This window comes from Erwinia pyrifoliae DSM 12163 (assembly GCF_000026985.1).
Lineage (GTDB): Bacteria > Pseudomonadota > Gammaproteobacteria > Enterobacterales > Enterobacteriaceae > Erwinia > Erwinia pyrifoliae.
The window spans coordinates 64,982-86,268 of sequence record NC_017390.1; the positions used below are offsets into that span (position 1 = coordinate 64,982).

Annotated in this window: 24 protein-coding genes; 4 read left to right on the top strand and 20 right to left on the bottom strand. The window is 53.4% G+C overall.

Annotation, left to right across the window (positions count from 1 at the left end; translation table 11 throughout):
* Nucleotides 1-69: 69 nt before the first annotated feature.
* Genes spoT through gmk form a run of 3 tightly spaced genes read right to left on the bottom strand, consistent with a single transcriptional unit; the run spans nt 70 to nt 3,168 of the window.
* Nucleotides 70-2,193 (bottom strand): bifunctional GTP diphosphokinase/guanosine-3',5'-bis pyrophosphate 3'-pyrophosphohydrolase, encoded by a 2,124-nt coding sequence (spoT, locus tag EPYR_RS00230; protein ID WP_012666433.1) that lies wholly within the window; start codon nt 2,191-2,193, stop codon nt 70-72.
* Between the two features lie 19 nt (nt 2,194-2,212).
* Nucleotides 2,213-2,488 (bottom strand): DNA-directed RNA polymerase subunit omega, encoded by a 276-nt coding sequence (gene rpoZ / locus EPYR_RS00235; RefSeq protein WP_004154766.1) that lies wholly within the window; start codon nt 2,486-2,488, stop codon nt 2,213-2,215.
* A gap of 56 nt (nt 2,489-2,544) precedes the next feature.
* Entirely contained in the window at nt 2,545-3,168 is a 624-nt protein-coding gene (gene gmk, locus EPYR_RS00240; protein WP_012666434.1) for a guanylate kinase, read from the bottom strand.
* 259 nt (nt 3,169-3,427) lie between these two features.
* Here gmk and ligB point away from each other — a divergent pair, with 259 nt between their 5' ends.
* The gene (gene ligB / locus EPYR_RS00245) at nt 3,428-5,110 is read left to right on the top strand and encodes an NAD-dependent DNA ligase LigB (RefSeq protein WP_012666435.1); all 1,683 of its coding nucleotides are present in this window, start codon (nt 3,428-3,430) and stop codon (nt 5,108-5,110) included.
* Here ligB and EPYR_RS00250 read toward each other — a convergent pair whose 3' ends face one another.
* The gene (locus tag EPYR_RS00250; protein WP_012666436.1) at nt 5,111-5,728 is read right to left on the bottom strand and encodes a trimeric intracellular cation channel family protein; all 618 of its coding nucleotides are present in this window, start codon (nt 5,726-5,728) and stop codon (nt 5,111-5,113) included. It abuts the gene before it with no gap.
* Nucleotides 5,729-6,194: 466 nt separating this feature from the next.
* On the opposite strand from EPYR_RS00250, the gene EPYR_RS00255 reads away from it, so the two are divergent.
* Nucleotides 6,195-6,839: a response regulator gene (locus EPYR_RS00255; protein ID WP_012666437.1), complete on the top strand. Its 645-nt coding sequence runs from the start codon at nt 6,195-6,197 to the stop codon at nt 6,837-6,839.
* 351 nt (nt 6,840-7,190) lie between these two features.
* Here EPYR_RS00255 and EPYR_RS00260 read toward each other — a convergent pair whose 3' ends face one another.
* The gene (locus EPYR_RS00260) at nt 7,191-8,555 is read right to left on the bottom strand and encodes an MFS transporter (RefSeq protein WP_012666438.1); all 1,365 of its coding nucleotides are present in this window, start codon (nt 8,553-8,555) and stop codon (nt 7,191-7,193) included.
* 162 nt (nt 8,556-8,717) lie between these two features.
* Complete coding sequence (locus tag EPYR_RS00265; protein WP_012666439.1) at nt 8,718-9,056, bottom strand: zinc ribbon domain-containing protein YjdM; 339 nt, start codon at nt 9,054-9,056, stop codon at nt 8,718-8,720.
* 443 nt (nt 9,057-9,499) lie between these two features.
* On the opposite strand from EPYR_RS00265, the gene EPYR_RS00270 reads away from it, so the two are divergent.
* Entirely contained in the window at nt 9,500-9,874 is a 375-nt protein-coding gene (locus EPYR_RS00270) for a hypothetical protein (RefSeq protein WP_012666440.1), read from the top strand.
* 65 nt (nt 9,875-9,939) lie between these two features.
* The gene (locus EPYR_RS00275; protein ID WP_012666441.1) at nt 9,940-10,371 is read left to right on the top strand and encodes a hypothetical protein; all 432 of its coding nucleotides are present in this window, start codon (nt 9,940-9,942) and stop codon (nt 10,369-10,371) included.
* A 77-nt stretch (nt 10,372-10,448) separates the two neighbouring features.
* Here EPYR_RS00275 and EPYR_RS00280 read toward each other — a convergent pair whose 3' ends face one another.
* The 14 genes from EPYR_RS00280 to EPYR_RS00345 all read right to left on the bottom strand — a co-directional run bounded on the left by EPYR_RS00280 (nt 10,449) and on the right by EPYR_RS00345 (nt 21,188).
* Nucleotides 10,449-10,637 carry a hypothetical protein gene (locus EPYR_RS00280; RefSeq protein ID WP_012666442.1) on the bottom strand — a complete coding sequence of 63 codons (189 nt, stop codon included), beginning with the start codon at nt 10,635-10,637 and terminating at the stop codon, nt 10,449-10,451.
* A gap of 148 nt (nt 10,638-10,785) precedes the next feature.
* Nucleotides 10,786-11,376, bottom strand: coding sequence for a hypothetical protein (locus tag EPYR_RS00285; protein ID WP_012666443.1), 591 nt, complete (start codon nt 11,374-11,376; stop codon nt 10,786-10,788).
* 51 nt (nt 11,377-11,427) lie between these two features.
* Entirely contained in the window at nt 11,428-13,752 is a 2,325-nt protein-coding gene (locus EPYR_RS00290) for a phage tail length tape measure family protein (protein ID WP_012666444.1), read from the bottom strand.
* 9 nt (nt 13,753-13,761) lie between these two features.
* On the bottom strand, nt 13,762-14,091 hold the full coding sequence (locus EPYR_RS00295) for a hypothetical protein (RefSeq protein WP_012666445.1): 330 nt from the start codon (nt 14,089-14,091) through the stop codon (nt 13,762-13,764).
* Between the two features lie 679 nt (nt 14,092-14,770).
* Entirely contained in the window at nt 14,771-17,599 is a 2,829-nt protein-coding gene (locus EPYR_RS00305; protein ID WP_012666448.1) for a TOPRIM and DUF927 domain-containing protein, read from the bottom strand.
* Between the two features lie 9 nt (nt 17,600-17,608).
* Nucleotides 17,609-18,220: a hypothetical protein gene (locus tag EPYR_RS00310; protein WP_012666449.1), complete on the bottom strand. Its 612-nt coding sequence runs from the start codon at nt 18,218-18,220 to the stop codon at nt 17,609-17,611.
* A complete protein-coding gene (locus EPYR_RS00315; protein ID WP_012666450.1) occupies nt 18,217-18,426 on the bottom strand; it encodes a hypothetical protein in 210 nt (69 codons plus the stop codon). Before EPYR_RS00315 ends, EPYR_RS00310 begins: the two co-directional genes overlap by 4 nt.
* Nucleotides 18,423-18,599: a hypothetical protein gene (locus tag EPYR_RS20565; protein WP_014538418.1), complete on the bottom strand. Its 177-nt coding sequence runs from the start codon at nt 18,597-18,599 to the stop codon at nt 18,423-18,425. Before EPYR_RS20565 ends, EPYR_RS00315 begins: the two co-directional genes overlap by 4 nt.
* Nucleotides 18,596-18,841, bottom strand: a complete 246-nt coding sequence (locus EPYR_RS00320; RefSeq protein WP_012666451.1) for a hypothetical protein — start codon at nt 18,839-18,841, stop codon at nt 18,596-18,598. Before EPYR_RS00320 ends, EPYR_RS20565 begins: the two co-directional genes overlap by 4 nt.
* Nucleotides 18,834-19,781: a host cell division inhibitor Icd-like protein gene (locus EPYR_RS21460; protein WP_012666452.1), complete on the bottom strand. Its 948-nt coding sequence runs from the start codon at nt 19,779-19,781 to the stop codon at nt 18,834-18,836. The genes EPYR_RS00320 and EPYR_RS21460 overlap by 8 nt, the downstream gene beginning before the upstream one ends.
* Nucleotides 19,772-19,945 carry a DUF4222 domain-containing protein gene (locus tag EPYR_RS18710; protein WP_012442141.1) on the bottom strand — a complete coding sequence of 58 codons (174 nt, stop codon included), beginning with the start codon at nt 19,943-19,945 and terminating at the stop codon, nt 19,772-19,774. Before EPYR_RS18710 ends, EPYR_RS21460 begins: the two co-directional genes overlap by 10 nt.
* The gene (locus EPYR_RS00335) at nt 19,945-20,532 is read right to left on the bottom strand and encodes a BRO-N domain-containing protein (protein ID WP_012666453.1); all 588 of its coding nucleotides are present in this window, start codon (nt 20,530-20,532) and stop codon (nt 19,945-19,947) included. The genes EPYR_RS18710 and EPYR_RS00335 overlap by 1 nt, the downstream gene beginning before the upstream one ends.
* Before the next feature lie 15 nt (nt 20,533-20,547).
* A complete protein-coding gene (locus EPYR_RS00340) occupies nt 20,548-20,964 on the bottom strand; it encodes a hypothetical protein (protein ID WP_012666454.1) in 417 nt (138 codons plus the stop codon).
* Entirely contained in the window at nt 20,964-21,188 is a 225-nt protein-coding gene (locus tag EPYR_RS00345) for a helix-turn-helix transcriptional regulator (RefSeq protein ID WP_012666455.1), read from the bottom strand. The genes EPYR_RS00340 and EPYR_RS00345 overlap by 1 nt, the downstream gene beginning before the upstream one ends.
* Nucleotides 21,189-21,287: the final 99 nt, after the last annotated feature.

Sequence of the window (21,287 nt, forward strand, 5' to 3'; positions counted from 1 at the left end):
ATGACGCTAGCGACTGAGTGACCGGCTGTCGCGGGGATGGCTAAGACAAGGGCGCCCCTGCCTCATTCCTTAATTGCGGTTACGGTGCACTTTAATCACATCCGGCATCACACGGATTTTACGCATGATATTAGCCAGATGAACGCGGTCGCGAGCGGTCAGACGGATAAAGGCGCAGTAAACCCGGCCATCTTTTTCTTCAGTGTTCAGGCTCTGAATATTAGAGCCAGCGGTGTTGATCGCCGCTGTCAGATTGGCCAGTGCACCCTGATGGTTAAACATATCGACCTTGATTTCGGCAACAAATTCCTGCTCCGTTACCTTATCCCACTCGACCGCCATGTATTTCTCTGGCTCTTTCTGGTAGCCACGAATATTACGGCAGGATTCATGGTGCACCACCAAGCCTTTGCCAGGACTGACGTGCGCCACAATCGGGTCGCCGGGGATCGGGCGACAGCATTTCGCGAAAGTGATCAAGACGCCGTCTGCGCCCTTGATGGGTAGCTTACTGCGTGAGCTACCGGCGGGAGCAGGGCCGGTTGCCGGAGCGCTTGGCTCATTTTGTTGCAGATTTTTTGCCACCACCACGCTCATGGCATTGCCAAGGCCAATTTCAGCCAGCAGGTCGTCAAGCGATGCCAGCTTCATGCGCTCAAGTTCGTGCTGCACGTTGGTCGGCGGGATCTCGGCCAGTTTACGGCTGCCGCCCAGGGCATGGTTAAGCAGGCGTCGGCCGAGGCTAACAGAGTCATCACGCTTGAGGTTTTTCAGCAACTGCCGGATCTTGGCGCGAGCTTTCGAACTGACGACGAAGTTCAGCCAAGCTGCGTTCGGCCGCGCGCCCGGAGCGGTAATGATTTCTACCGTCTGACCGCTGGTCAGCGCCTGTGACAGCGGGTAGGGCTGGCGGTCGACGCGTGCACCGACACAGGCATGGCCAATGTCGGTATGAACCGCATAGGCGAAGTCCACCGGCGTGGCGCCAGCTGGCAGTTCGACGATGCGCCCTTCCGGGGTGAACACGTAAATTTCATCCGGAAACAGATCGGATTTGACACTTTCAATAAATTCAAACGAGCTGCCGGCGCTTTGCTGCAATTCCAGCAGGCTTTGTAACCAGCGCTGGGCACGGATTTGTGCCGTGGTCCCGCTCTCACCCTGTTCTTTATAAGCCCAGTGCGCAGCCACCCCCATTTCTGCCATTTGATCCATATCTTCAGTACGGATCTGTACTTCTACCGGCACACCGTGTGGACCGATCATGGAAGTATGCAACGACTGATAGCCGTTGGCTTTGGGAATGGCAATATAGTCTTTCACGCGGCCCGGACGCGGTTTATACAGGTTGTGCATTTGGCCGAGCACGCGGTAGCAGGTATCAACATCACGCACAATCACCCGAAAAGCGTAAATATCCATAATCGAATGGAAGCGCTGTTCTTTCAGATGCATTTTGCAGTAGATCGAATAGAGATGTTTCTCACGACCGCTGACGCGGCGGGTAATTCCGGCTTCTTCAAGACGACCGTCTATTTCTGAGAGAATTTTCTGGATCATCTCTTTGCGGTTGCCACGCGCGGCTTTCACCACTTCCTTAATCACACGATAGCGGTTCGGATAAAGGGCTTCAAAGCCCAGCTCTTCCAGCTCGGTTTTCAGGTGGTGAATACCCAGGCGGTGTGCCAGTGGGCTGTAAATCTCCAGCGTTTCCAGGGCGATACGGCGTTTTTTATCCGGACGCAGGGCGCCCAGAGTACGCATATTGTGCGTGCGGTCAGCCAGCTTGATCAGAATGACGCGAATGTCCTGCACCATTGCCATGATCATCTTGCGGAAGTTTTCAGCCTGGGCTTCTTTTTTGTCACGGAACTTCAGCTTATCAAGTTTAGAAACCCCTTCTACCAGTTCAGCAACAGTCTGACCAAACAGCTGTTCCATATCCTGATAGGTGGCGGGAGTGTCTTCGATAACGTCGTGCAGCAGAGCCGCCATAAGCGTTTCATGGTCGAGTTTCATCTCGGCGAGGATGCACGCCACCGCAACCGGATGGGTGATATAAGGCTCACCGCTGGAGCGTGTCTGTCCCTCGTGAGCATCACGGGCGACAAGATAAGCTTGCTTGAGGCGCTTTATTTGCTCCTCAGGCAAGTATTTTTCAATCAGCTGATTGAGGCTTTCAAACAGATACAAGGCTGGCCTTCACAAAGAATTAACGACGGCCTTCAGCGATGGCGGTAACAGCCTGCAATTCTGCGGCTTCCTGCTCATGCTGTTCCTGACGATCGCGCACGTCGAGGATCTGATTGGTGATCAGACCTTCTTCGATTTCACGCAGTGCAATAACGGTAGATTTATCGTTTTCTTCAGGAACCAGTGGATCTTTACCACCAACCTGCATCTGACGTGCGCGACGAGCTGCCACCAGAACCAGGTCAAAACGGTTACCAATTTTTTCTACTGCGTCCTGTACGGTTACGCGTGCCATAAGTGTGATACTCCACGGGTGGTGACGAAATGACTGGGCATCATACTGAGTTGTCCTCAGTCTGCCAATAGTTTGCTGATTAAAGCATCATGACGGGCCTTTTGACGGCCCATCCGCAGACGCTCAGCGCGAATAATGGTTTTCAGATCTGACAGTGCCAGGTCGAAATCATCGTTCACGATCAGATAGTCGTACTCTGCGTAATGGCTCATTTCGGCAACGGCCTGAGCCATACGTTTGGTGATAACTTCTTCGCTGTCCTGACCTCGGCCACGCAGGCGACGGTCCAGTTCGTCCTTCGACGGCGGAAGTACGAAGATACTGCGTGCTGCCGGCATTTTCTGCCGTATCTGTTTAGCACCCTGCCAGTCGATATCCAGGAACACATCAACACCGGTTGCCAGAACTTGTTCAATGGCTTTACGTGACGTGCCGTAATAGTTTCCGTACACTTCGGCATGTTCAAGAAAAGCCTCTTCGCGAATCATGCCCCGGAACTCGTCGTGGTTGACAAAATAATAGTGTTCAGCGTGTTTTTCACCCGGTCTTATCCCACGCGTGGTGTGTGAGATGGAAACCTGAGTATCGTACAGCGGCTGCGTTTTTAACAGCGCCTGAATCAGGCTGGATTTACCCGCACCGCTGGGGGCGGAAACAATAAAAAGTGTGCCTTGAGCCATGATTATTCTTGATATGCCAATAAAGCGGAGTCTACTTCCTGCACAGTATACACAGGTGCAGCGCGTCATGCAGCGTTTAGGGCTTGTGACAGGTTTATTTATCAGAAATTGGATAACGCCACACAAATATTTGCCTGCCGGGCATGGTTTGCATAAAAAGTGCTGAAGCCGCCTTCAGAAATGCTCTTTTGCCTCTCGCTAACCCTTATATGCTGCGCTTTACTGCCTGCCATTGTTATGACGTGCAGGAGAAGCAGAAATGAAATGTGCCATTCTGGTCGTGTGGATGTTCAGTACCCTGGTACAGGCACAGTGCCCGGTTTGGTCTGCCTCACGCGCTGACGCAGAAATTAGTGCACTTGAGGCGCAGCTAAAAAAGTGGGATGACGCCTATTATCGGCGTGGAGAATCCCAGATCCCTGATGAGCGCTACGATACCCTGCACGGCAAACTGCAACAGTGGCAGCGCTGTTTTTCTCCTGCCAGCGATTTGCGTCAGCCATTGCTCAAAACTGACGGTAAAGTTTTGCATCCTGTCTCCCATACGGGCGTTAAAAAGCTTTCAGATAAAGCAGCCGTGGCGCGCTGGATGGAAAAGCGTGACGGGTTGTGGATTCAACCGAAGGTGGATGGCGTGGCAGTGACGTTACTCTACCGTGATGGCCGGCTGGTGCAGATGATCAGCCGGGGAGATGGCGTTAAGGGGGAGGACTGGACGGCAAAAGCCCGTCAGATCCCCGCGATTCCAAAATCCATTCCACGCTTCCCGGCAGTGCAGGTTTTTCAGGGGGAGCTGTATCTCAAGATGACCGATCATCAGCAGGCCACCGATGGGGGGAAAAGTGCGCGATCTATCGTTGCGGGGGCGCTGATGGCGAAAGCTCCCTCGACAATGCTGCAACGTGTTGGAATATTTGTTTGGGCATGGCCGGATGGACCAAACTCAATTGCCCAGCGCCTGACGGGGATCCGCGCCCTGGGATTCCCTGACATCAGTAACTGGACCCACCGGGTAGAAAATGTGGATGAGGTTGAGGGCTGGCGTGAACGCTGGTTTCACCAGGCCTTACCGTTTGCCACTGATGGCATTGTTGTTCACAGCATTCCGACAAGGCAAGGCACTGACTGGCTGCCTGAGCTGGGCGACTGGGCTATTGCCTGGAAATATCCTCCACCGGAAGTGACAAGCGAAGTACGGTCAGTTGAGTTTGCCATCGGTCGTACCGGCCGTATTAATGCCGTCTTGAATCTGCTGCCGGTGCAGCTTGATGATAAACGGGTTAGCCGGGTCAACATAGGTTCGATTGAACATTGGAAACAAACCGATGTGATAGCAGGAGACCTGGTGAGTATCAGCCTGGCTGGGCTGGGCGTTCCACGTATGGATAAGGTTATATGGCGGGTAAAAGAACGCGTCCTTCCCCCTCTTCCCGATGCCACACATTTTAACAGCCTGAGCTGTTTTCGCCTGACTCCGCAATGCCGTCAACAGTTTCTGGCAAGGCTGGAGTGGCTTAGCAGTAAGCCGGTGCTTAACCTTAGCGGCGCGGGTCGGCAAACCTGGCAGCAGTTGATTCAAGCGGGCAGCATGACGCATATATTCTCTTGGCTGGCTCTGTCGGAGGAACAGTTAAAAGCCGTGCCGGGCATCGGAGAACAAAGGGCGCATTTTTTCTGGCAACAGTTCAGGTTGAGTCGCCAACTCCCTTTTAAACGCTGGGTTAAAGCATTAGGCGTGCCGATACCGGAACGGGCCATGAATACGCTGACGGACGATAACTGGCAACAGTTGCTGTCACATAGCCTACAGGATTGGCAACAGTTGCCCGGAGTAGGCCAAACCCTGGCCCGGAAAATCTTCTCATACCTCCGGCAGCAGGAAGTACGCCAACTTATAGATGTATTAGAAGCATCCGTGGCTCTGTCTTTGCAGGGAAGATAATTAATGGTCGTTGTGCGGATAGTTAAACACGGGTAATCCCAGTTTGAAGCGCAATGCCAGTAGCCGGGCTATAAACCCAGTCAGTAGGGTGATGATGATAACCGTTTCCTGCGGCAGGGCGGTTTTCAGCAGCAGGATGTAAACCCAGCCAGAAGCGAATGCGATACCTGCATATATCTCTTTCTGGAAAACCAGAGGGATTTGATTACAAAACATATCGCGCAGTACGCCACCAAACACTCCGGTAACTACCGCGCCGATCGCAGCAATAATCCCTGCATACCCCATATCCAGCGCCACCTGAGCACCAATAATAGAAAATACGGCGAGCCCTAGTGCATCCAGTATCAGAAAAACCTTGCGGAGGTGCGGCATCACTGGTGCTGTGAAAGTCGTGATGACGGCGGCGGCGGCAACAATCATGATGTATTCGGGGTGTTTCACCCAACCGAGCGGGTAATGCCCCAGCAGTATGTCGCGCACTGAGCCACCGCCTATTGCTGTAACGGAAGCAATGATGATTACGCCAAACATGTCCATCTTACGACGTCCTGCGGCCAGTGCTCCGGTCATGGCTTCCGCCGTGATACCGATGATGTAAAGGACAGTGAGTAACATAGCTAACTCCATAAAAATCAGTCTGCATCCTAAGGGGTTCCGCTAAGAACGGCGACTGAAATTTTGTGGTATCGGTACAATTGTTGTATACAAGCGCGGGTTACCAGAAAAATGTATTCGCCGGGCCTGAATAAATGGTGACTTATCATTTTAGCAATGATGGGCATTACCCGGTTCGATAGCGATATGAAATAGGACAGTTATTAATATTATTGAGGGGAATTGCTTAATGAGCAGGTTGAATACCGCCGTAAATATTATCAATTTTATTAATTTAACTGGAGTTATCAGGATTTGATTTTGTTAGTTTTATTGTTTATTCCATTAATTCCTTTTTTCTGCACTTCATTTTGGTTGATTTTATATTTATTGCAAACTGCTTGCCATTTGATGCTGGACGGAATTATTATATTTAACTCGTTGTGTATTTCTTCAGGCTAGTCATGATGAAGCATCTGGAGGCTGTATGTATAGCAGATTCACGGTGGCGGTTTCTGATGACCATCCACATATCATCCATTCACTGAAAATGCTTTTTTCAAATAATGATAAGTTTACCATCGCTACAGAAACAGGATGTGGTAAGGACTTATTGGCTGTTCTGGCATCGGCACAGACAGATATTGTCATCACTGATTTCTCGTTGAGTTCGAAACGCTCAGCAATAGATGGTTTTGCCAAAATACGCGCCTTAAGTGGCCGTTTTCCGCTGGTGAAAATCGTTTTACTGACATCACAAAAGAACATAGCCATACTCAGAAAAACATGCGATTACGGGGTTAAGGCCATCGTGAGTAAATCGGACCCGGTAGAGGATACGGTAATTGCATGTCATCATGTCATGAACCAAAGTGGTTATTATTTCTCATCTTCCCTGAGTAACATCAAAAGTTATTTGTCGAAAAGTGGTGAAAAAGGAAATGGACTTACTCCTAAAGAGCTAGAAGTGATTAGGCTGTTTTCATCAGGGTACACTCTTTCAGAGATAGCACGGCGACAGAACAGAACAATCAGCACGGTCTCCACGCAAAAGTATAATGCTATGCGGCGCCTTGGCGTCTCTTCTAACGTTGAATTAATACGCTATGCCTATGCGCAAGGCTTGATATGAATGTTCCCTTCAGTCAGAAGAAATCTCCCGATTAATTTGAATGTGTACGCCATTAAAAAGGAGTCGTTGGGGTTAATGTCATCTTCAGGCGATCAAGCAGGCGGATTTCAAACTCATATTTCTGTTATTTTCTCTGTTCATTTCGGCAACCTGTATTCTTAGAGGGAGTTGATGCGGTCCTGTCGCTATGGCACCGGGCTAAATACGATAAAGCCTGGCTGCAGGCATTTCAGCCTGCTCCCTTGCAAGAAAAAGCGTCGTGTCTTTCACGCGGCTAACATCCGGCTCATGCGCCAGAGGCAGAAAGCCTTATCGTCCAACGTCAGCAAGGATGACAAAACACTGATGGGGCTACAATTTTTCCCACGCTTTTTTAAGACCGGTTTCTTCATCGGGGTCTGCCCCTTGCAGAGTCGTGACTTCCACTTCTTGCTCTGCCTCCGGCTCGATATCGAGTGATGGCATGGTTTCCTCAATCATCTGCTCATCAAACGCCGGATTAAGGGCTGGTGAAAGGGGCGAACTCATCAGACTGTCCGGCATCGCGATATGAGGAACCGGCGCATCTTCAACAAACTGGGCCTCATCTTTTTTCACCGTCCGGCTCATAGCAACAATCAGCAGGCCGCACAGGGCAAAAAACGCATACAGCGTGTTACCACCAAGTGGCTCAAGCAGCAGCCCGACCATTAATGGGCCAATACTGGCACCTACGCCGAACGCCATCAGCAGGCAGGCAGCCAGCGAGACGCGTCGTTCTGGCTCGACCAGATCGTTGGCCAGCGCAACGGCCAGCGGGTAGAGCGAGAACAGCAACATACTGACGATAAATCCGAGGGCCAACAACAGTGGAAAACCGAGCTGTGGCAGTAGCGCCAACGGAAGTGCGGCAACGGCAAGCATTATCGCGTTCAGGCGCAACAGGCGGGTACGATTGTAACGGTCAGACAGCCAGCTGAGTGGAAACTGTGCAACCAGCCCGGCGAAAATAGCAATAGCCATAAACAGGCCGGTTTGCCCGGTGGTCAGCTGTTGCTGGCTGGTGTAGACCGGTGCCAGACCATAGAAAGAGCCTACAGCCATACCAATTGCCAGCGTGGTTGCCAGCACTTTCGGAATCGATCCTATAAAGTGGCGTAACTCCATAGGTGCTGGTGAGAGCTGGCGTGCGTGGGTGCGAGTGGTGAGTGCAATGGGCACCAAGCACAGAGCAAAACAGAGCGCAATTAATAGCAGCGTGCTGAGGCCGAGATCGGTTTGCAGCATCAACACAACCTGGCCAAGCGACATCCCGAGATAGGTTGCAACCATATAGCAGCCAAACACTTTTCCACGCTGGCCGGACTCGGACTGGTCGTTCAGCCAGCTTTCCAGCACCATATACTGGCACATCATACACAGGCCGATGATAAGCCGCAGACCGATCCACGCAGGGATATATCCGGTCAGGCCGTGACCCAGTACGGCGGCAGTAATAATCCCGGCGCAGGAAACATAGGCACGGATATGACCAACGCGGGCAATCAGAAAGTGACCGACTTTGCCGCCAATCACCAGACCAATGTAATTTGCGGCGATGATTGCCCCGATCAGGGCGCCCGAAACATGGGCTGAGGTCAGACGCAGGGAAACGTAGGTAGTGAGCAACCCGGAGCCGAGAAGCATTAACAGCGTAGTAGTATAAAGCGGGAAGAACACACCTAACGTCTTATTCACTTAGCCTCCAGTTATTGAGCCGGTTCATTGAGCGCCGCACGCCCTTAAGCATGATGCCATGTTCTGTGATACTAGCAGCTACAGCTGGCGTGGCAAACGCCCTGCACAGCGCAGCTTGGGTGCAATGCGGAAAACCAGTAGCGCTGTGGCTACTGGAGGCGATCAGTTTTTTTTCACAAATTCGGATTTCAACTTCATTGGGCCGAATCCGTCAATTTTGCAATCGATATTGTGATCGCCTTCTACCAGACGAATGCTTTTGACTTTGGTACCGATCTTCAGTGGTGTAGAGCTGCCTTTGACTTTCAGATCTTTAATCACCGTCACGCTGTCACCATCCGCCAGCAGGTTACCATTGGCGTCTTTCACGACCAGGCTATCTTCAGCAGCGGCATCGGCACCTTCAGCCCAGACATGGCCACATTCCGGGCAGTTGAGCATATGGCCATCCTGCCAGCTGTACTCGGAGTGACATTTCGGGCAGGGAGGTAAAGTTTGCATTGGAGATCCTTAACTAAAGCCTTAATAAAGTAAGGGGATAGTTTACCCTGTGAAGGTTCTGGTGCCTATTATTTAAGAAAACCGTGACGGGTAAATTTTTCCAGTTTTCGTTGGTGATCTGATGATGCCACGAAACCGTTTTCCCTTGTCGCGGGCAGACATCCACGTAAAAAAGCCCACCGTGCGGCGGGCTGTCTGGGTTTTTTGCTATTTGGTGATAGCCAGTAAATCGTTATTTGATTGAATCTGTTTGTTGAGTAGGTGTGTCTATGCCTTGTGGCTGCTGGTTTTTATGTAATGTGTAATTTCATTGTGTACACCCTTGTGTACATCGTTTTTTAAGGTGCCAGCCTTTCTGCTCGTTTTTTATCCTTACCGTAATTCTACCCGCCTGTTTCTTATTNTATGATAGATGCCTCATACATTAAGGAATGCCGCCAGCCATGAGAATGACAGCGCGTAAAAAAGAGATATTGAGCTACTACCAGCCGGATAACCTCGAATGGGTGACGGGTGAGATTGGATCGCCGCCGTTTGACGTGTCCGGGCTGGCCTATCTGGTTTGCGGGCTGGACTCCTTCGATACCCGGCATCATCTGGAATCTACCCGGCGCACGCTTGAAGCGATGGTGAAAGATGGCCTGTTAGAGAAGGTNACCAGCTTTGAGCGCAGACAGGACACGACACAAAGCGGTGACGGTAAAGGTATCTGGTGTAACTGCTCCCGGTATGGCCTGCCCGGCTCCTGTCTGGTGGTACGCGATGAAGGCGGCAAGGGTGAGGCTATAGACGGGGAAGCGGTGAGGGTTGATAACTAACCGTCTGTCTTACGTTGTCTTACGATGGTAAAATAGCCGTTTAACCCTTACCGCTGGTGGTTGTAGTGAATAAATCCCTGTCCGTTACCTTTCGTGTGCCTGCTGAACTGGCTAATGCCTTTATCTCTGCGGTCAGTGAGTCCGGTTCTGATAAAACCGCCTGGCTGATTGATGCCGTGCGCCACAAGCTGAACCAGCCGGACAATAACGCCGATAGTCGTTTGCTGGCGCTGGTGGAACGCATGGAAATAGCAGCGGCTGCGCTGGCAGTGGGTAAGCAGGGCATCCCGCCGTGCCCGTACAATGAGGCTGCGGCGATTCAGATTGTTGCCGCCACTATCCGGGAAGGCTTCGACAACGGGCGTATCATTGCTGAACGGCTTAACGAGGCCGGATATCAGACTAAGGCGGGTAAGGCGTGGGATAAGGACATTTACAGCGCGTGGAAGCGTCAGGGCGGTAATTCATCCCGGATAGCAGCGGCGCTAAGTGCCTGAATACTGACCGCGCCCCGTACTTGTCGCAAAACTATAAAGCCGGGGTTCCCGGTATTAACATGCGGGATTTTCCCGTATCACCTGCGCGGCGCTGGCTTCTTCCACTGGTAGGCCGGGGCGCTCATTCTCTGGCGGTGGCGCTCACTCGCTGCCAGTGCGTTTCTGATACCGTTTCTCACGGTGTACAGGGTGTGCCTGTCCAGCGGCTCCCCGCTCTGACGGGCCATCTGTAATACGGCTAACTCAAGCGTCTGGCGGTCTGTCATGGGGTTACCCTTCGCTGTAGGTTATTTACAGTAATCTGTTGATATGTAGTGCGCGATATAACCTTCCACGCCCAAAAAAAGGTTTCTAACCTGCGGCGGTGCGAAAAAAGGTAAGGCGGCGGTACTGACNGCGGGAAGCCCTGAACGTTTAACCTGCCCCCGCCGCGCCTGTCCTGCGCTCAATCATCCCGGTCATCTTCTCGACTACCGGACTGAATGCCCTGTAGTACGCCTGTTCGCTCCGTTGCAGGTGTAGAACCTTCCGGCTGAACGTTTCCCACCTCATGCCAGCAGGCTTGGGAAAAAGGGCGCAGTCGTTAAACAGGCTTTGCGCGGGCGCATAGTTGCCCCATATCGCCGCCCGCTGCTTAAACAGGCTGCGCCGCATTCTGGCTAACCGGTCTTCGCTCTGGCTGGCGTAGTGAAGCCCCCAGCACTTTCTACAGGCTAAATCACGCTTACCGATAAACAGCACTGCCGCACGGTTATGGCAGTAAGGGCATAAGTACCAGTGCCGCACGCCATAGCCCGCCCGTGTGCTGGTGGTTCTCATCGGTAATACCCTCCCGCCGATGGTTGCCGTGTAGCTACTGCCGTCCAGGTGAAAGCGCATTTCTCCGGCACGGGTTGCCAGCTGTAGCGCCTTCGCCCCCTTACTGAACCTCTGCCGGATAGCCTTCAGGTGTGCCAGCGTCAGGCGGGGTTGTGCCGTGGTATAGCTTCGGGTTTGTTCGCGCATGGTTTCCACTCCGGCATTTTGAATGCGAAATAATATGCGTTTATCGCCGCTTTATTTTCTCCGCTGCAATATTCCACGGGGGCGCGTGCTTTCTCTTTTGGCTACAAACATTGCTACATTCTCCATCTGCTTTACTATCTGCTTCTGCGTTGCTTCGTCAATTCCGTTCGTGGTCTGGATGTTAAAAGCAACATTCATAACAACGCCGCCGCCCCCGCCGCCCTGCATATCCTTATTGCTGATAACCTTGCCGTTGTCGCCCGGTATCATGTACTGCTTCCCGGTGCTGGCTTGATATATCTCCGGCTTGCCACCTTCGCCCACCTGATACATAGTTCCTTCAGACACTGGCCCGCCGTTCTTGCGCCCACCACCGTAAGAAATGCTGCCGATAGTTGAAAGCAACGATGCGCCAGCACTGGCTACAGCAGCATAGCTTGCAAACTTCTGTGCGGGGGTTAGATCTGCTGGGTTTGCCAATACCTGAGATAGCGCGAGCTGGAGGTTTAGCGCAGACTGAGCCACAGCAAACCCCTTGCTTAGGGCAAACATGGCTTGATATGCGCCGCTGCTTTTACCTGCTGCGCCTGCTGCGAGATTAGCCAGCCCATCAAATCCTTGTGACACCGACCCTATAATTGATGATATGGCCTGAGATTGAGTATTAGCCTCATCAATAGCTATTTGCTTACGGGCGTTCGCGGCCTGCTGCTGTATGGCTGTTTTTGCATCCTCATAAATCTGTATATTCTGCTTATCGATTGCCTGATACTGAGCAAGTGCGTCAAGTTTCTGCTGCTCCTGAAGGTTGATTTGCGCCAGTGGGTCTTTCGACTGCCCGGTTAGCGGGTCTTTCTGGGTCTGGGCTGCGGCTATCTCCTGCCCGGCAAATTTTTGGCCCTGCCGCGCTTGTCGGCGCTTTTCCTCGGCGTTTGTCAGGTCAAAGATTTTACCTGCCAGATTAGATGCTGCCCGTGCTTCCCTGTCCGTAGCTTCCGCACCTAATGACTGGACGGCGGCAAGCTGTGCGGCCTCTTTGTTCATTCCCTGTGCTTTCAGTCTCGCAACGTCATACTGCTGTGACAGGCGGGCAAGACCGGTAACCGCAGAATCACCTGCCTTGCTACCGTTATCCGCCTTTCTTCGATCTTCTGCCGCCTGCCTTGCTGATTCTGTAGCGGCATTCTGCGCCAGAACCTCTTTTTTCTGAGTCTCTGTCAGGTTGGCATGTTCTATCGCATACGCTTTAGCGGCTGCTGCGCCCTGCTTATAACCAATCTCCTGCTGCTTTAAGTTAGCTATCAGCCCCTCAAAGGTCTGCTGCTGTTGCGCCGTGGCGATAGCGCCGCTCATTGATGCCCGGAATTCTTCAAGTCTCGCCCTGATATCAGAGACCGCTGCGCCCGCATCTGTGATGCTGGTCTTAAAATCGAGGAGCGCAGCCGAACCTTTATCAGTCGTTCCGTGCAAGTCTTTAAGGTAACCGTTTAGCTGGCTCACGGCCTGCGGGGTCGGGGTGTTGGCCACTTCAATCATTCGCTGTGCAAGCGTGTATGCCTGTTGGTTAGTTATGCCAAAATTTGATGCCAACATTCCCACGGTGTTACCAATAGTCATGGCCTGAGACTGAAACGCCATTCCTGCACTGCTGGCCTGCTGATAATCAGCCGTGGTGATATTCAGCGCTGCCATCGCATTACCCATCAAAATAACGCTGGATGCCCCGCCGTTGAGTGAGGGCATAAAGGACTGCTGAGCGGCAATAACGCCCTTTATTGCTTCTCCGGCTTTGGCTGCGTCCTGCTCCAGTTTCGATAGCGCATTTTCTCTGACGGCTTCTGCTAAGGCTCCGTTAGTTTTCGCCAGCAGGGCATATTTATCGGACAGCGCCGCAACGCCACTTTGGGAAAACGTAATCACCTTGTCCAGCTCGGAAAGGGTTTTCTGCAAATCTTCTGCGGTAGTCTTTCCACTAAACAGCGCCGGGATAAGGGCCGAACCAATCGCCCCGGCCACGGCAATAACAGCCCCCACGACCGCGCCGGACGGGCCGAACGCGCCCGCCATTTGTGATCCTTGTTGAGCAAAGACCATAAGTGCGCTTTGCCCCATTTGAAGCTGTACAGCCACGTCCTGCAACTGATATCCCATTTGCCCGGAAATTGTGCGTAATCTGTTGGCACTGGACGCAGCTTCATTAACCGCAATGGCGCTTTTTTTTGCCTGAGTCTCAAGTCGGGAAAATCCTGCCGCTGAATTGCCAGCCTCTTTCCCCATGCCATTAAGAGCTTGTCCGGCCTTATCCACACCTTTTAATAATGGCTCAAGGTCTGCTCCTACCTCGTAATAAATACCTCCTGCCTTTACATCTGACATGTATCTACCTTAATGGGTTGGTAATTTGCATTTTTTGGCAAGTGCAAGGCTGTTCATTGTGTCTATTACTGCCCTGCCATGCTGCGTTAGTTGATATTGAGGGCCATCAAAAGAAATCATTTCCATCAGCATTTTGTAGGCTTCCCGCTGATAGTCTTCTGCGATACATAAATCCCGCGCCGCTGAAATAACATTATCAATCAGGCCAGAGGCAAGCAGGGGTGACGACACCTTGCCGGATACGCCATTGTGTTCAACCCTGTCAGAACCGCTGTCCCTGATTAACCCTTCAAGGTACGTCCCGGCTATTACTTCCGCTAACCGTTGTAACTGTTCCATTACACGGGAACCCCTGCATTTTCTAAAGCCCTTGAAATTAGTCCGCGCGCTATGTCGTGAACCGTTGGCGCAGTGCCGAACCGTGAGTTTTTGCGCTCTGATTCCTGAATGCTGCGGATGGCCTCCATCTGTGAGGCCGTCAGCAGTACGGGGCGCAACGTGCTGGCTTTTTTCATGTCTATAAACCCAGTGTTGTTTATGTGTACAGTTATTGTAATTCCATTTATCGCAACAATCACCAGTATCATTTCATTTATTGCAATAATGTAGGCTTTAACGCCGGGCGTACGCTCTGACCTTCAAACTTAAACGATTATCAGTTTTGCTAATGTCGTTTTCTTAATGTATGAGGGGTGTTTTTTCTCTCTATATAAGTAAAAGGGTGTTGGTTCAGTTGGTTCAGTTGGTTCAGTTGGTTCAGTTTGTAAAGACGCCTGTTTTTAAAGGGCTTTTAACCCGATTACTGAACCAACACGGCGCTTTTTTTGTTGGTTCAGCGGGGCGTTTTGTTGGTTCACTGCCAGCCATGAGAAAGTTCCTCTTTGTCCGTTGTTGGTTCAAAACAGGCTTTTGTTGGTTCAGTGTTGGTTCAGATTCAGAAATAAAAACCTTATAAAACAACAATCTTTACAAATTGAACCAACTGAACCAACACCTTAACTACGTATGTGAGAAAAAATTATTCCTCTGGCTGGCTCTCCTCGTCCGGTAAATAGTTGAGCACGTAAACCCGGTACTGCCGTCCGTCGATGCGCGGTGACTTCCTCTGATAACCTCTGTCACTGCTGGGCGGGGTGAGCATCCCGGCGCTTTTCAGCACCTCCGCAAACTGTTTCGCGTTAAAGCCTCTCGCTATCTCCCCCTCAAAGGCGGCGGGGAAGGTATAGAAGGTTATCGGGTCGTGCTCATGCCCGCCTTTTGTCCGGTAGCCTGCAAGGTCGCGGATTGGCAGCGCTGCCGGGTCATACGGGAACGGGGCGTAACGGCTCAGGCCGTGGGCGTTAAGAAATGCTTCAGCCTGGGCGATTATCTGCTGGTGCTCCTTGTTCCCGGTGCCGAACTCCCTTACCCATGCGTTATAGCTGTGCTGTACCGCATCCCGGCACGTTTGCGCATCCCATCCGGTGACCACGCCGCCCAGTATCAGCGCGGCTTCCAGAATGGCGAACCGTGCGGCTACCCGGTGTACCTGCTCCCCGTAGTCAGCCGGGATAAGTGAGCGCCAGCGGCTTTCAGCCTCCCTCACGGCGTTAACGGCCTGCTGCTGGTGGTCTGCCAGCCATTTAACCCACGCCCGGCCTGCCGCGCCGTGGTGGCGCATAAAGGCATCTTTCAGCGCGTCAGCGTGCTGTTTGCCGCTCTGGTGCTCGTGGAACTCTGCCGCCTTGCTTAGCGGGATATTCAGCAGGCGCACCAGCTGCCCGGCCTTTATCTTCTGTCCGGTGCTGGCGATAAAGGTTTCCAGGTCCATTTCCCCGGTGCTGATTGCCACGGTGCGCCAGCGCTTTAAATCCCGGTTGCCGCCTTCCTTCGCGCCCTGCAATTTCCCCACGCCGTTAAACAACGCATAAGCGGACTGCGCCACGCTGCGCGGATCGGCTCCCTGTCCGACTTCATCCAGCGGCATCAGCGCGTCATTGTGGGCGGCGGCCTCGTTTGCCAGCCCCAGCGCCGTGCCGTACCACGTCAGGCGCAGCAGGTCAGGATTACCGTACAGGCTGGCGGCGGCGTTTGCCGTGGTGGTCTTGCCCGCGCTCGACTGCTCGTAAAAGTGAAGGCCGAACCCGTCAGCGCCCGCCAGTCCGATTAGCGGGGCCGCCAGCGCCGCGCCGATCCCCGTCATCATTGACCAGTTGCCGCCCGCCAGCCTTGCCACGCTGTCCCGCCATTCTGCCGCCGTTCCCTTGCAGGTGTAGCCCGCTGCGGCTGAACTCCTGCCGTTAAACAGTACGGGCATATCGGGGGAACCGATAATCTCACCGTCCGGCATAATGTACGCGCCACACTGCCAGCCCGTAGCCTGCGCCACGCGCCATAGCTCACGGGAACCGCTGCGCTGTAGCCAGTCGGCAAGGGTGGCCCGCATTGCGGGCTTGGTGGTGATGTTCACCCCTCCGGCCTTCAGGACGCGCCAGCCTTCGCGCTCTCCGATATCGGCAAGGGGGATGGCCTGCGTGGTGCTGGCGCTGGCTCCCGCCGGGAACCATTTGATGATTAAAAACTGGTCTTTGTCGTCGCGTCCGATGCCGATAACCTCCAGCGGGGAACACAGCCACGATTCATTGTTGATAATCTCGCCGCTCTCATTGTCCACCTTCGGGGTTATCCAGAAAACGCCGTCACTGCGGCTTTCAGTGCGCGGCTTGAGCGGGTCTTTATCGCTATCCAACCCTCCCGGTTTCCTTAGCTTAACCTTAGTGTGGCTGGCTGAATCCCGTGCCGTGTTATTGCCGTCCTCTGCGCCGCTCTGCTCGTCCGTCATGCTTTCCCCCTGCGGCTGGTACAGCGAATCGTTAAAAGCGGCTGTAGCGGCCTCCAGTCCGTTTTGCTGGTGGTGGTCATTCCAGTCTGCCTTATGGTCTGTAGGGGGGATTGATACCCATCCCGCCACGGACAGGGCGGCTTTCTCCGCTGCCTCTTTCCCGGTGTTGGAGGCTCCATTTTCGGAGCCTCCTTGCTGGTGGTCGTTATCGGCGGCAATAATGATTTTCGCCTGCGGGTGCTGCTGGCGCATTGCCTCCGCTACGGGCAGCAGGTTGCCCGCATCCACCGCCGCCACCGCCAGCGCGTCAGGGCGTATCAGGTGCGCCGTTAGTGCGGTTGCCAGCCCTTCGGCAATCACTATGCTCTGCGGTGCTTCTGGTGCGTTGACGGCGTGATATGCGCCACGCTTTGCCGAACCCGCCACCAGCTTTTTGACACCAGCGGCGGTAATGGTCTGCGCGGCGGTGACCGTGCCGGACAGGTTTGCCAGCGCCAGTAACAGCCGCCCGTCAGAAAGCATCGGGAAGGTGAAGCCATTCAGTCCTTTTGTTATCAGATATTCGCTTTCGCCCGGCTGCGCCTGCTCTGCCAGCGTCTGATAGTGACGGGAAAAGTTTGCCCGCCGTGCCGCCTCGTCTGCTGCGGCCTGCCGCTGGCGCTCCTGCTCCCGCTGCTGGCGTTCTGTTGCCGCCTGCGCCCGCCTCTGGCTGGCTGCCTCGCTGTCGGTTTCTGCCGCCCGGTAATCAATACCCAGCGCATCAGCCACCAGCCGCGCCGCTTCGGTGGTGTCGCAGTCGTTCACCTTTGCCACAAGGTCAAGCCCGTCACCCGCCCCGCACTGATTGCAGATATGGGAACCGCGCCCGCCATCGTCAAAGCGAAAGCGATCCGTACCGCCGCACGCCGGGCATTCGGAATGCTGCCGGGGTGAGTGGGGAACGGTGATACCCGTCATAGCCAGCACGCCGGGCCAGCGCCCTGCGGCGGCGGCGGTCACTTCGCGGATTAAGTCAATATTTCGCATCATTCCCCCTCAGTGCGCCACGGGTGCGGGCGGTAAGCCTTCATCCTGCAACATGCGGATAAAGCCATCATGCAAATCAGCCAGCAGCTCCCGGCCCATATCGGACAGCCCGCCGCCCTCAAGCATGGCCTGATACATCAGCACGGCATTTCGCTCGCCCTGTTCCCTGCCGTAGCGCTCTATTAATGCGCTCTCAATGTTGTTTGCCATAGCGAAACGCTCAGGGGCGGGGTAGACCGCCATACAGCCGTATTGCCCGCAGTAGATAACGCCGCTGTCCGTGCCTCCCCGTTCGTTTTCCACCTCCACCGCGCCATTTTTACGCAGCTGCTCGCTGATGAAGGTCAGCGCCACACAGTGCCGCCAGACAATAAGCTCCTGCTCTGCCGTGGGCGTGTGGTAGCCCAGCGCCGCGCCGTCAGCCATTGCGCGGAGTATGTCCGGTATATCGCGCACGCCGTCAAAGTCTCCGGCCTCCAGCTTGCGCAGCATATCGGGGTAGTCGATTAGCGCCATATGCTCATACTGTCCGGCCTCGTTGCGACGGGTGATACTGACCCCGTGCCGGGTGGCTTCAGTGCGGTAAACGCCCGTTGCGGTCAGTGTTACGGCCTTGCTCATGCTTTGCCCTCCCGCTTCATGTAATCGACCAACTCGCTATTGGCAGCGTTCATTGCCTCCGGCACGCCTTCCAGCAGGGTAATCAGTGCGCCAACCATGCGCGGTGATAGTGTGCGATTAAATATCCCCATCTCCATCCAGACGGATAACACTCCCTGCGCCTGTTCTACCCGGCAAATAGCGTCACACAACGGCATAGTTTTCATCGGCTGGCCTCCAGTACGCGAATTGCCAGATCATTAATAACGCCGATAAGTTCGCTTTGGGCGTCCCTTTCGGTGTCGTTGTGTGTCAGAAAAAGCGCGGCCTCTGTCAGGATTTTGATTTTTTCCAGTGCGTCCAGCGCATCATTTTTGGCATGGGTATCAGCGCGGATCATTGGGGTATCTCCATTCGGTCAAGCCGCATCTGTGTACGCCCTGCGGCGCTGTAAAGTTCGTGGATAAGCGTCCAGAACCGCGCCCCGGCTTTGGGGTTGGCCTCGCGTAACCGTGCGTCAAGATGGCAATCAAACAGCGCCTTTAGCTCTGCGGCATAGCGGGCGGTCATGGCGGCATCGTGGCGCACATTCTCCAGCCTTTCAGCCGGGGATGGCGCAGTAATGGCGGGTGCGTTACGCATGGCTCACCCCTGTAGTGGCGATGTTCAGCCGCCCGGCAAAAAAGCAGACGTTATCTTTTGCCAGAGTGCGGCGGGCTTCGCGCTCGTTTTCGGCGGCGATATGGTGGATGACGGGTGACAATGCCGGGTTATCACGGCGAACGGCGGCGATAATCCAGACAAAATGGCGGTGCTGGTGGCCTGAATTCAGGCCGAACGACTCCCACCCTTGCGGGTGTGTGGTAATATCCATTACAGCTTCCTCGATAATCAGTCTATCGGCGGTTGTGAGATGCCCTGTTAGTGTTGGCGCACTTCGGGGCATCGTTGTTTTTACAGATTGATATTGCTTTACCCTGTTGTGGTAGTTACCATCTGTATTGCCATTATAATACTGGTAACTACCAATGCAAGACGAAAAAGAGAAAAAAGCGTTTGATCGCAAAGGAAGCACCATGAAGCACATACGCTTTGAGGATTCGCTTTTAGAGCAAATAAACGTTGTTGCCGGGCAAGGTAATTTCAGCTCATGGGTTAAAGACTCCTGCCGCGAAAGACTGCGGAAAGAAGGCATAGAGCCTAAAGCCTGATTATTTCCGGCATCGTGGCAAAGGGTGGCATTCGCAGTGCTGCCCTTTTTTATGGACTCGCAAAACTCAAGGCTTCCCTTGTGCGCAGTGGTCGCAAAATGTCCTAACGTGTCCTTAAATTCGCCTCGCGTACTGGTCACGAAACTCCCTGACGTGCCCGAAAATTCTTCCCGCGCATCATTCAGGCAGAGATTTCCCCCTGTGCGATTGATGGTAGAAAAATATTCCACGGCATTAGGTTTTGTCAGGTTTTCACTTCCGGTGATCGGGCGTGAAATTACGGGTTCTTTCAGGCTCTGAACCATAACATTTACTAACAGGCCAGCCAGTGGGAAGGCTTCTTTCTGGACGGCGGCTTGAGTCACTCGCATGGCGTCACCTCGATAAACTCCGCTTTAAATTTCTCTAGCGGCTGCTGGCACGGGTGCGGGTAGCCGGGGCGCATAAAAACCACGTTCCCGCCGCTCATGCCGCGCAGTGTGACGGTGCGCCCGTGTGAGTCCTTAAACTGGCGCTGTTGGGTGCGGGTGGTCATTAGTGAACCCCCAGTAAATCAGGCTGGTATTTAAGCCATAGCGCCTTTTCTTCTGCGGCTAAGTTCGCTTTCTCTGTCTTGCAGGATTGCAGGGCTTTACCGCGCTTACTGGCCTTTGTTGTGTAGGTTGCTTTGCGCTTGCTGTGATCGTTAAGAAAAGCGAACGGTACGCCGTATGCGCCCGTTTTACGGATAGACGGGATCACCTCGCGGAATATCCAATTACTGAAACGGTGTGCAAATGTGCCGGGGGTGCTGGCCTTCCGGCTGCGGGTTATCAGTTTATAAAAACCAGATTCGCGTACCGTACGCATTACCTGATTACCTCCGGGGGTAGGTGTTAAACACTCCCCCTTTTCGTCACCATCAAGGCGGCGTAATGCGACTAAGTGATCCGCCATTTCCAGCGCAGCGCAAATATCTTTAACCATAAACCACGGTTCGCCGTTGATATTCACTATCCGCACCTGTACGCCGTCAAAACGGATAACGGTAATATCCTGCGCGGTAGCCCTGAATATATCCATGCCCTGATTTTTGGCGTGGGGATGCCCGTCACGGCAATTAGCCATATTTTGAAATGTCATGTTTTTTAGCTCCGATTAAGCGGCGGTGAATGCGTCCGGGTATAAGGTCAGAATGTCGTTAATTTCCTGCTGTGATAGCCTACGATAGCCACCAGCGGCGGCATTGTGGTTTACCAGTTGAATAACGCGCATGACGTCAGCGCGGCATGTGAAGCGATAACGGAAATGTGATCCGATGCCGTCAGGGTTTTTCTCGTCGATACGCTCAAGGTGAATATCAAGGCTGCGTTCTAATTCGCTGGCATAATTTCTGCCAGACGATAAGCGGCAATAGCGGAGTATTTCATTTTCGGTAAATCCGTTAACCCCGGTGCGCATCATATATATGCGGGCGCGGTGCTTTTTCGGTGCTGGCTTGATGGTGGCAGTAGGGGTATTATCGTTGGCGCTAACCTGTTCGATGATGCCCGCCACGCTGCGGGTTTTTTTCATTATGCCGCCTCCCGCCGTGCTGCCAGCCAGTTGTTAATCTCCACCGCATCAAAGGCGGTGATCTTTTCTCCCAGCTTCACAGGTGCGGGCATGGCTTTAGCTTTTACCCAGCGGTCAACGGTGGCAACGTGAACGCCCAGCGCATCCGCTAAAAGATAACGGCGGATGTAGCCTGTTTGTGGCAATGCTGCTTTGTGGGCGGTGGTTGTGCTATGTGTGGTCATATGTCCCCTAACTTTCTTATACCGCGCTGTGCGGCGTTAGGGGTATGATTCTTTAAATTAATAGCACTGTCATCGCACCGAAAATCAAGTTTTCGTTAC

Coding starts and splice junctions, on each gene's coding strand:
- rpoZ (WP_004154766.1), bottom strand. CDS start 2,488: ATGGCACGCGTAACCGTACAGGACGCAGTAGAAAAAATTGGTAACCGT.
- gmk (WP_012666434.1), bottom strand. CDS start 3,168: ATGGCTCAAGGCACACTTTTTATTGTTTCCGCCCCCAGCGGTGCGGGT.
- ligB (WP_012666435.1), top strand. CDS start 3,428: ATGAAATGTGCCATTCTGGTCGTGTGGATGTTCAGTACCCTGGTACAG.
- EPYR_RS00250 (WP_012666436.1), bottom strand. CDS start 5,728: ATGTTACTCACTGTCCTTTACATCATCGGTATCACGGCGGAAGCCATG.
- EPYR_RS00255 (WP_012666437.1), top strand. CDS start 6,195: ATGTATAGCAGATTCACGGTGGCGGTTTCTGATGACCATCCACATATC.
- EPYR_RS00265 (WP_012666439.1), bottom strand. CDS start 9,056: ATGCAAACTTTACCTCCCTGCCCGAAATGTCACTCCGAGTACAGCTGG.
- EPYR_RS00280 (WP_012666442.1), bottom strand. CDS start 10,637: ATGACAGACCGCCAGACGCTTGAGTTAGCCGTATTACAGATGGCCCGT.
- EPYR_RS00285 (WP_012666443.1), bottom strand. CDS start 11,376: ATGCGCGAACAAACCCGAAGCTATACCACGGCACAACCCCGCCTGACG.
- EPYR_RS00290 (WP_012666444.1), bottom strand. CDS start 13,752: ATGTCAGATGTAAAGGCAGGAGGTATTTATTACGAGGTAGGAGCAGAC.
- EPYR_RS00295 (WP_012666445.1), bottom strand. CDS start 14,091: ATGGAACAGTTACAACGGTTAGCGGAAGTAATAGCCGGGACGTACCTT.
- EPYR_RS00305 (WP_012666448.1), bottom strand. CDS start 17,599: ATGCGAAATATTGACTTAATCCGCGAAGTGACCGCCGCCGCCGCAGGG.
- EPYR_RS00310 (WP_012666449.1), bottom strand. CDS start 18,220: ATGAGCAAGGCCGTAACACTGACCGCAACGGGCGTTTACCGCACTGAA.
- EPYR_RS00315 (WP_012666450.1), bottom strand. CDS start 18,426: ATGAAAACTATGCCGTTGTGTGACGCTATTTGCCGGGTAGAACAGGCG.
- EPYR_RS20565 (WP_014538418.1), bottom strand. CDS start 18,599: ATGATCCGCGCTGATACCCATGCCAAAAATGATGCGCTGGACGCACTG.
- EPYR_RS00320 (WP_012666451.1), bottom strand. CDS start 18,841: ATGCGTAACGCACCCGCCATTACTGCGCCATCCCCGGCTGAAAGGCTG.
- EPYR_RS21460 (WP_012666452.1), bottom strand. CDS start 19,781: ATGCGAGTGACTCAAGCCGCCGTCCAGAAAGAAGCCTTCCCACTGGCT.
- EPYR_RS18710 (WP_012442141.1), bottom strand. CDS start 19,945: ATGACCACCCGCACCCAACAGCGCCAGTTTAAGGACTCACACGGGCGC.
- EPYR_RS00335 (WP_012666453.1), bottom strand. CDS start 20,532: ATGACATTTCAAAATATGGCTAATTGCCGTGACGGGCATCCCCACGCC.
- EPYR_RS00340 (WP_012666454.1), bottom strand. CDS start 20,964: ATGAAAAAAACCCGCAGCGTGGCGGGCATCATCGAACAGGTTAGCGCC.
- EPYR_RS00345 (WP_012666455.1), bottom strand. CDS start 21,188: ATGACCACACATAGCACAACCACCGCCCACAAAGCAGCATTGCCACAA.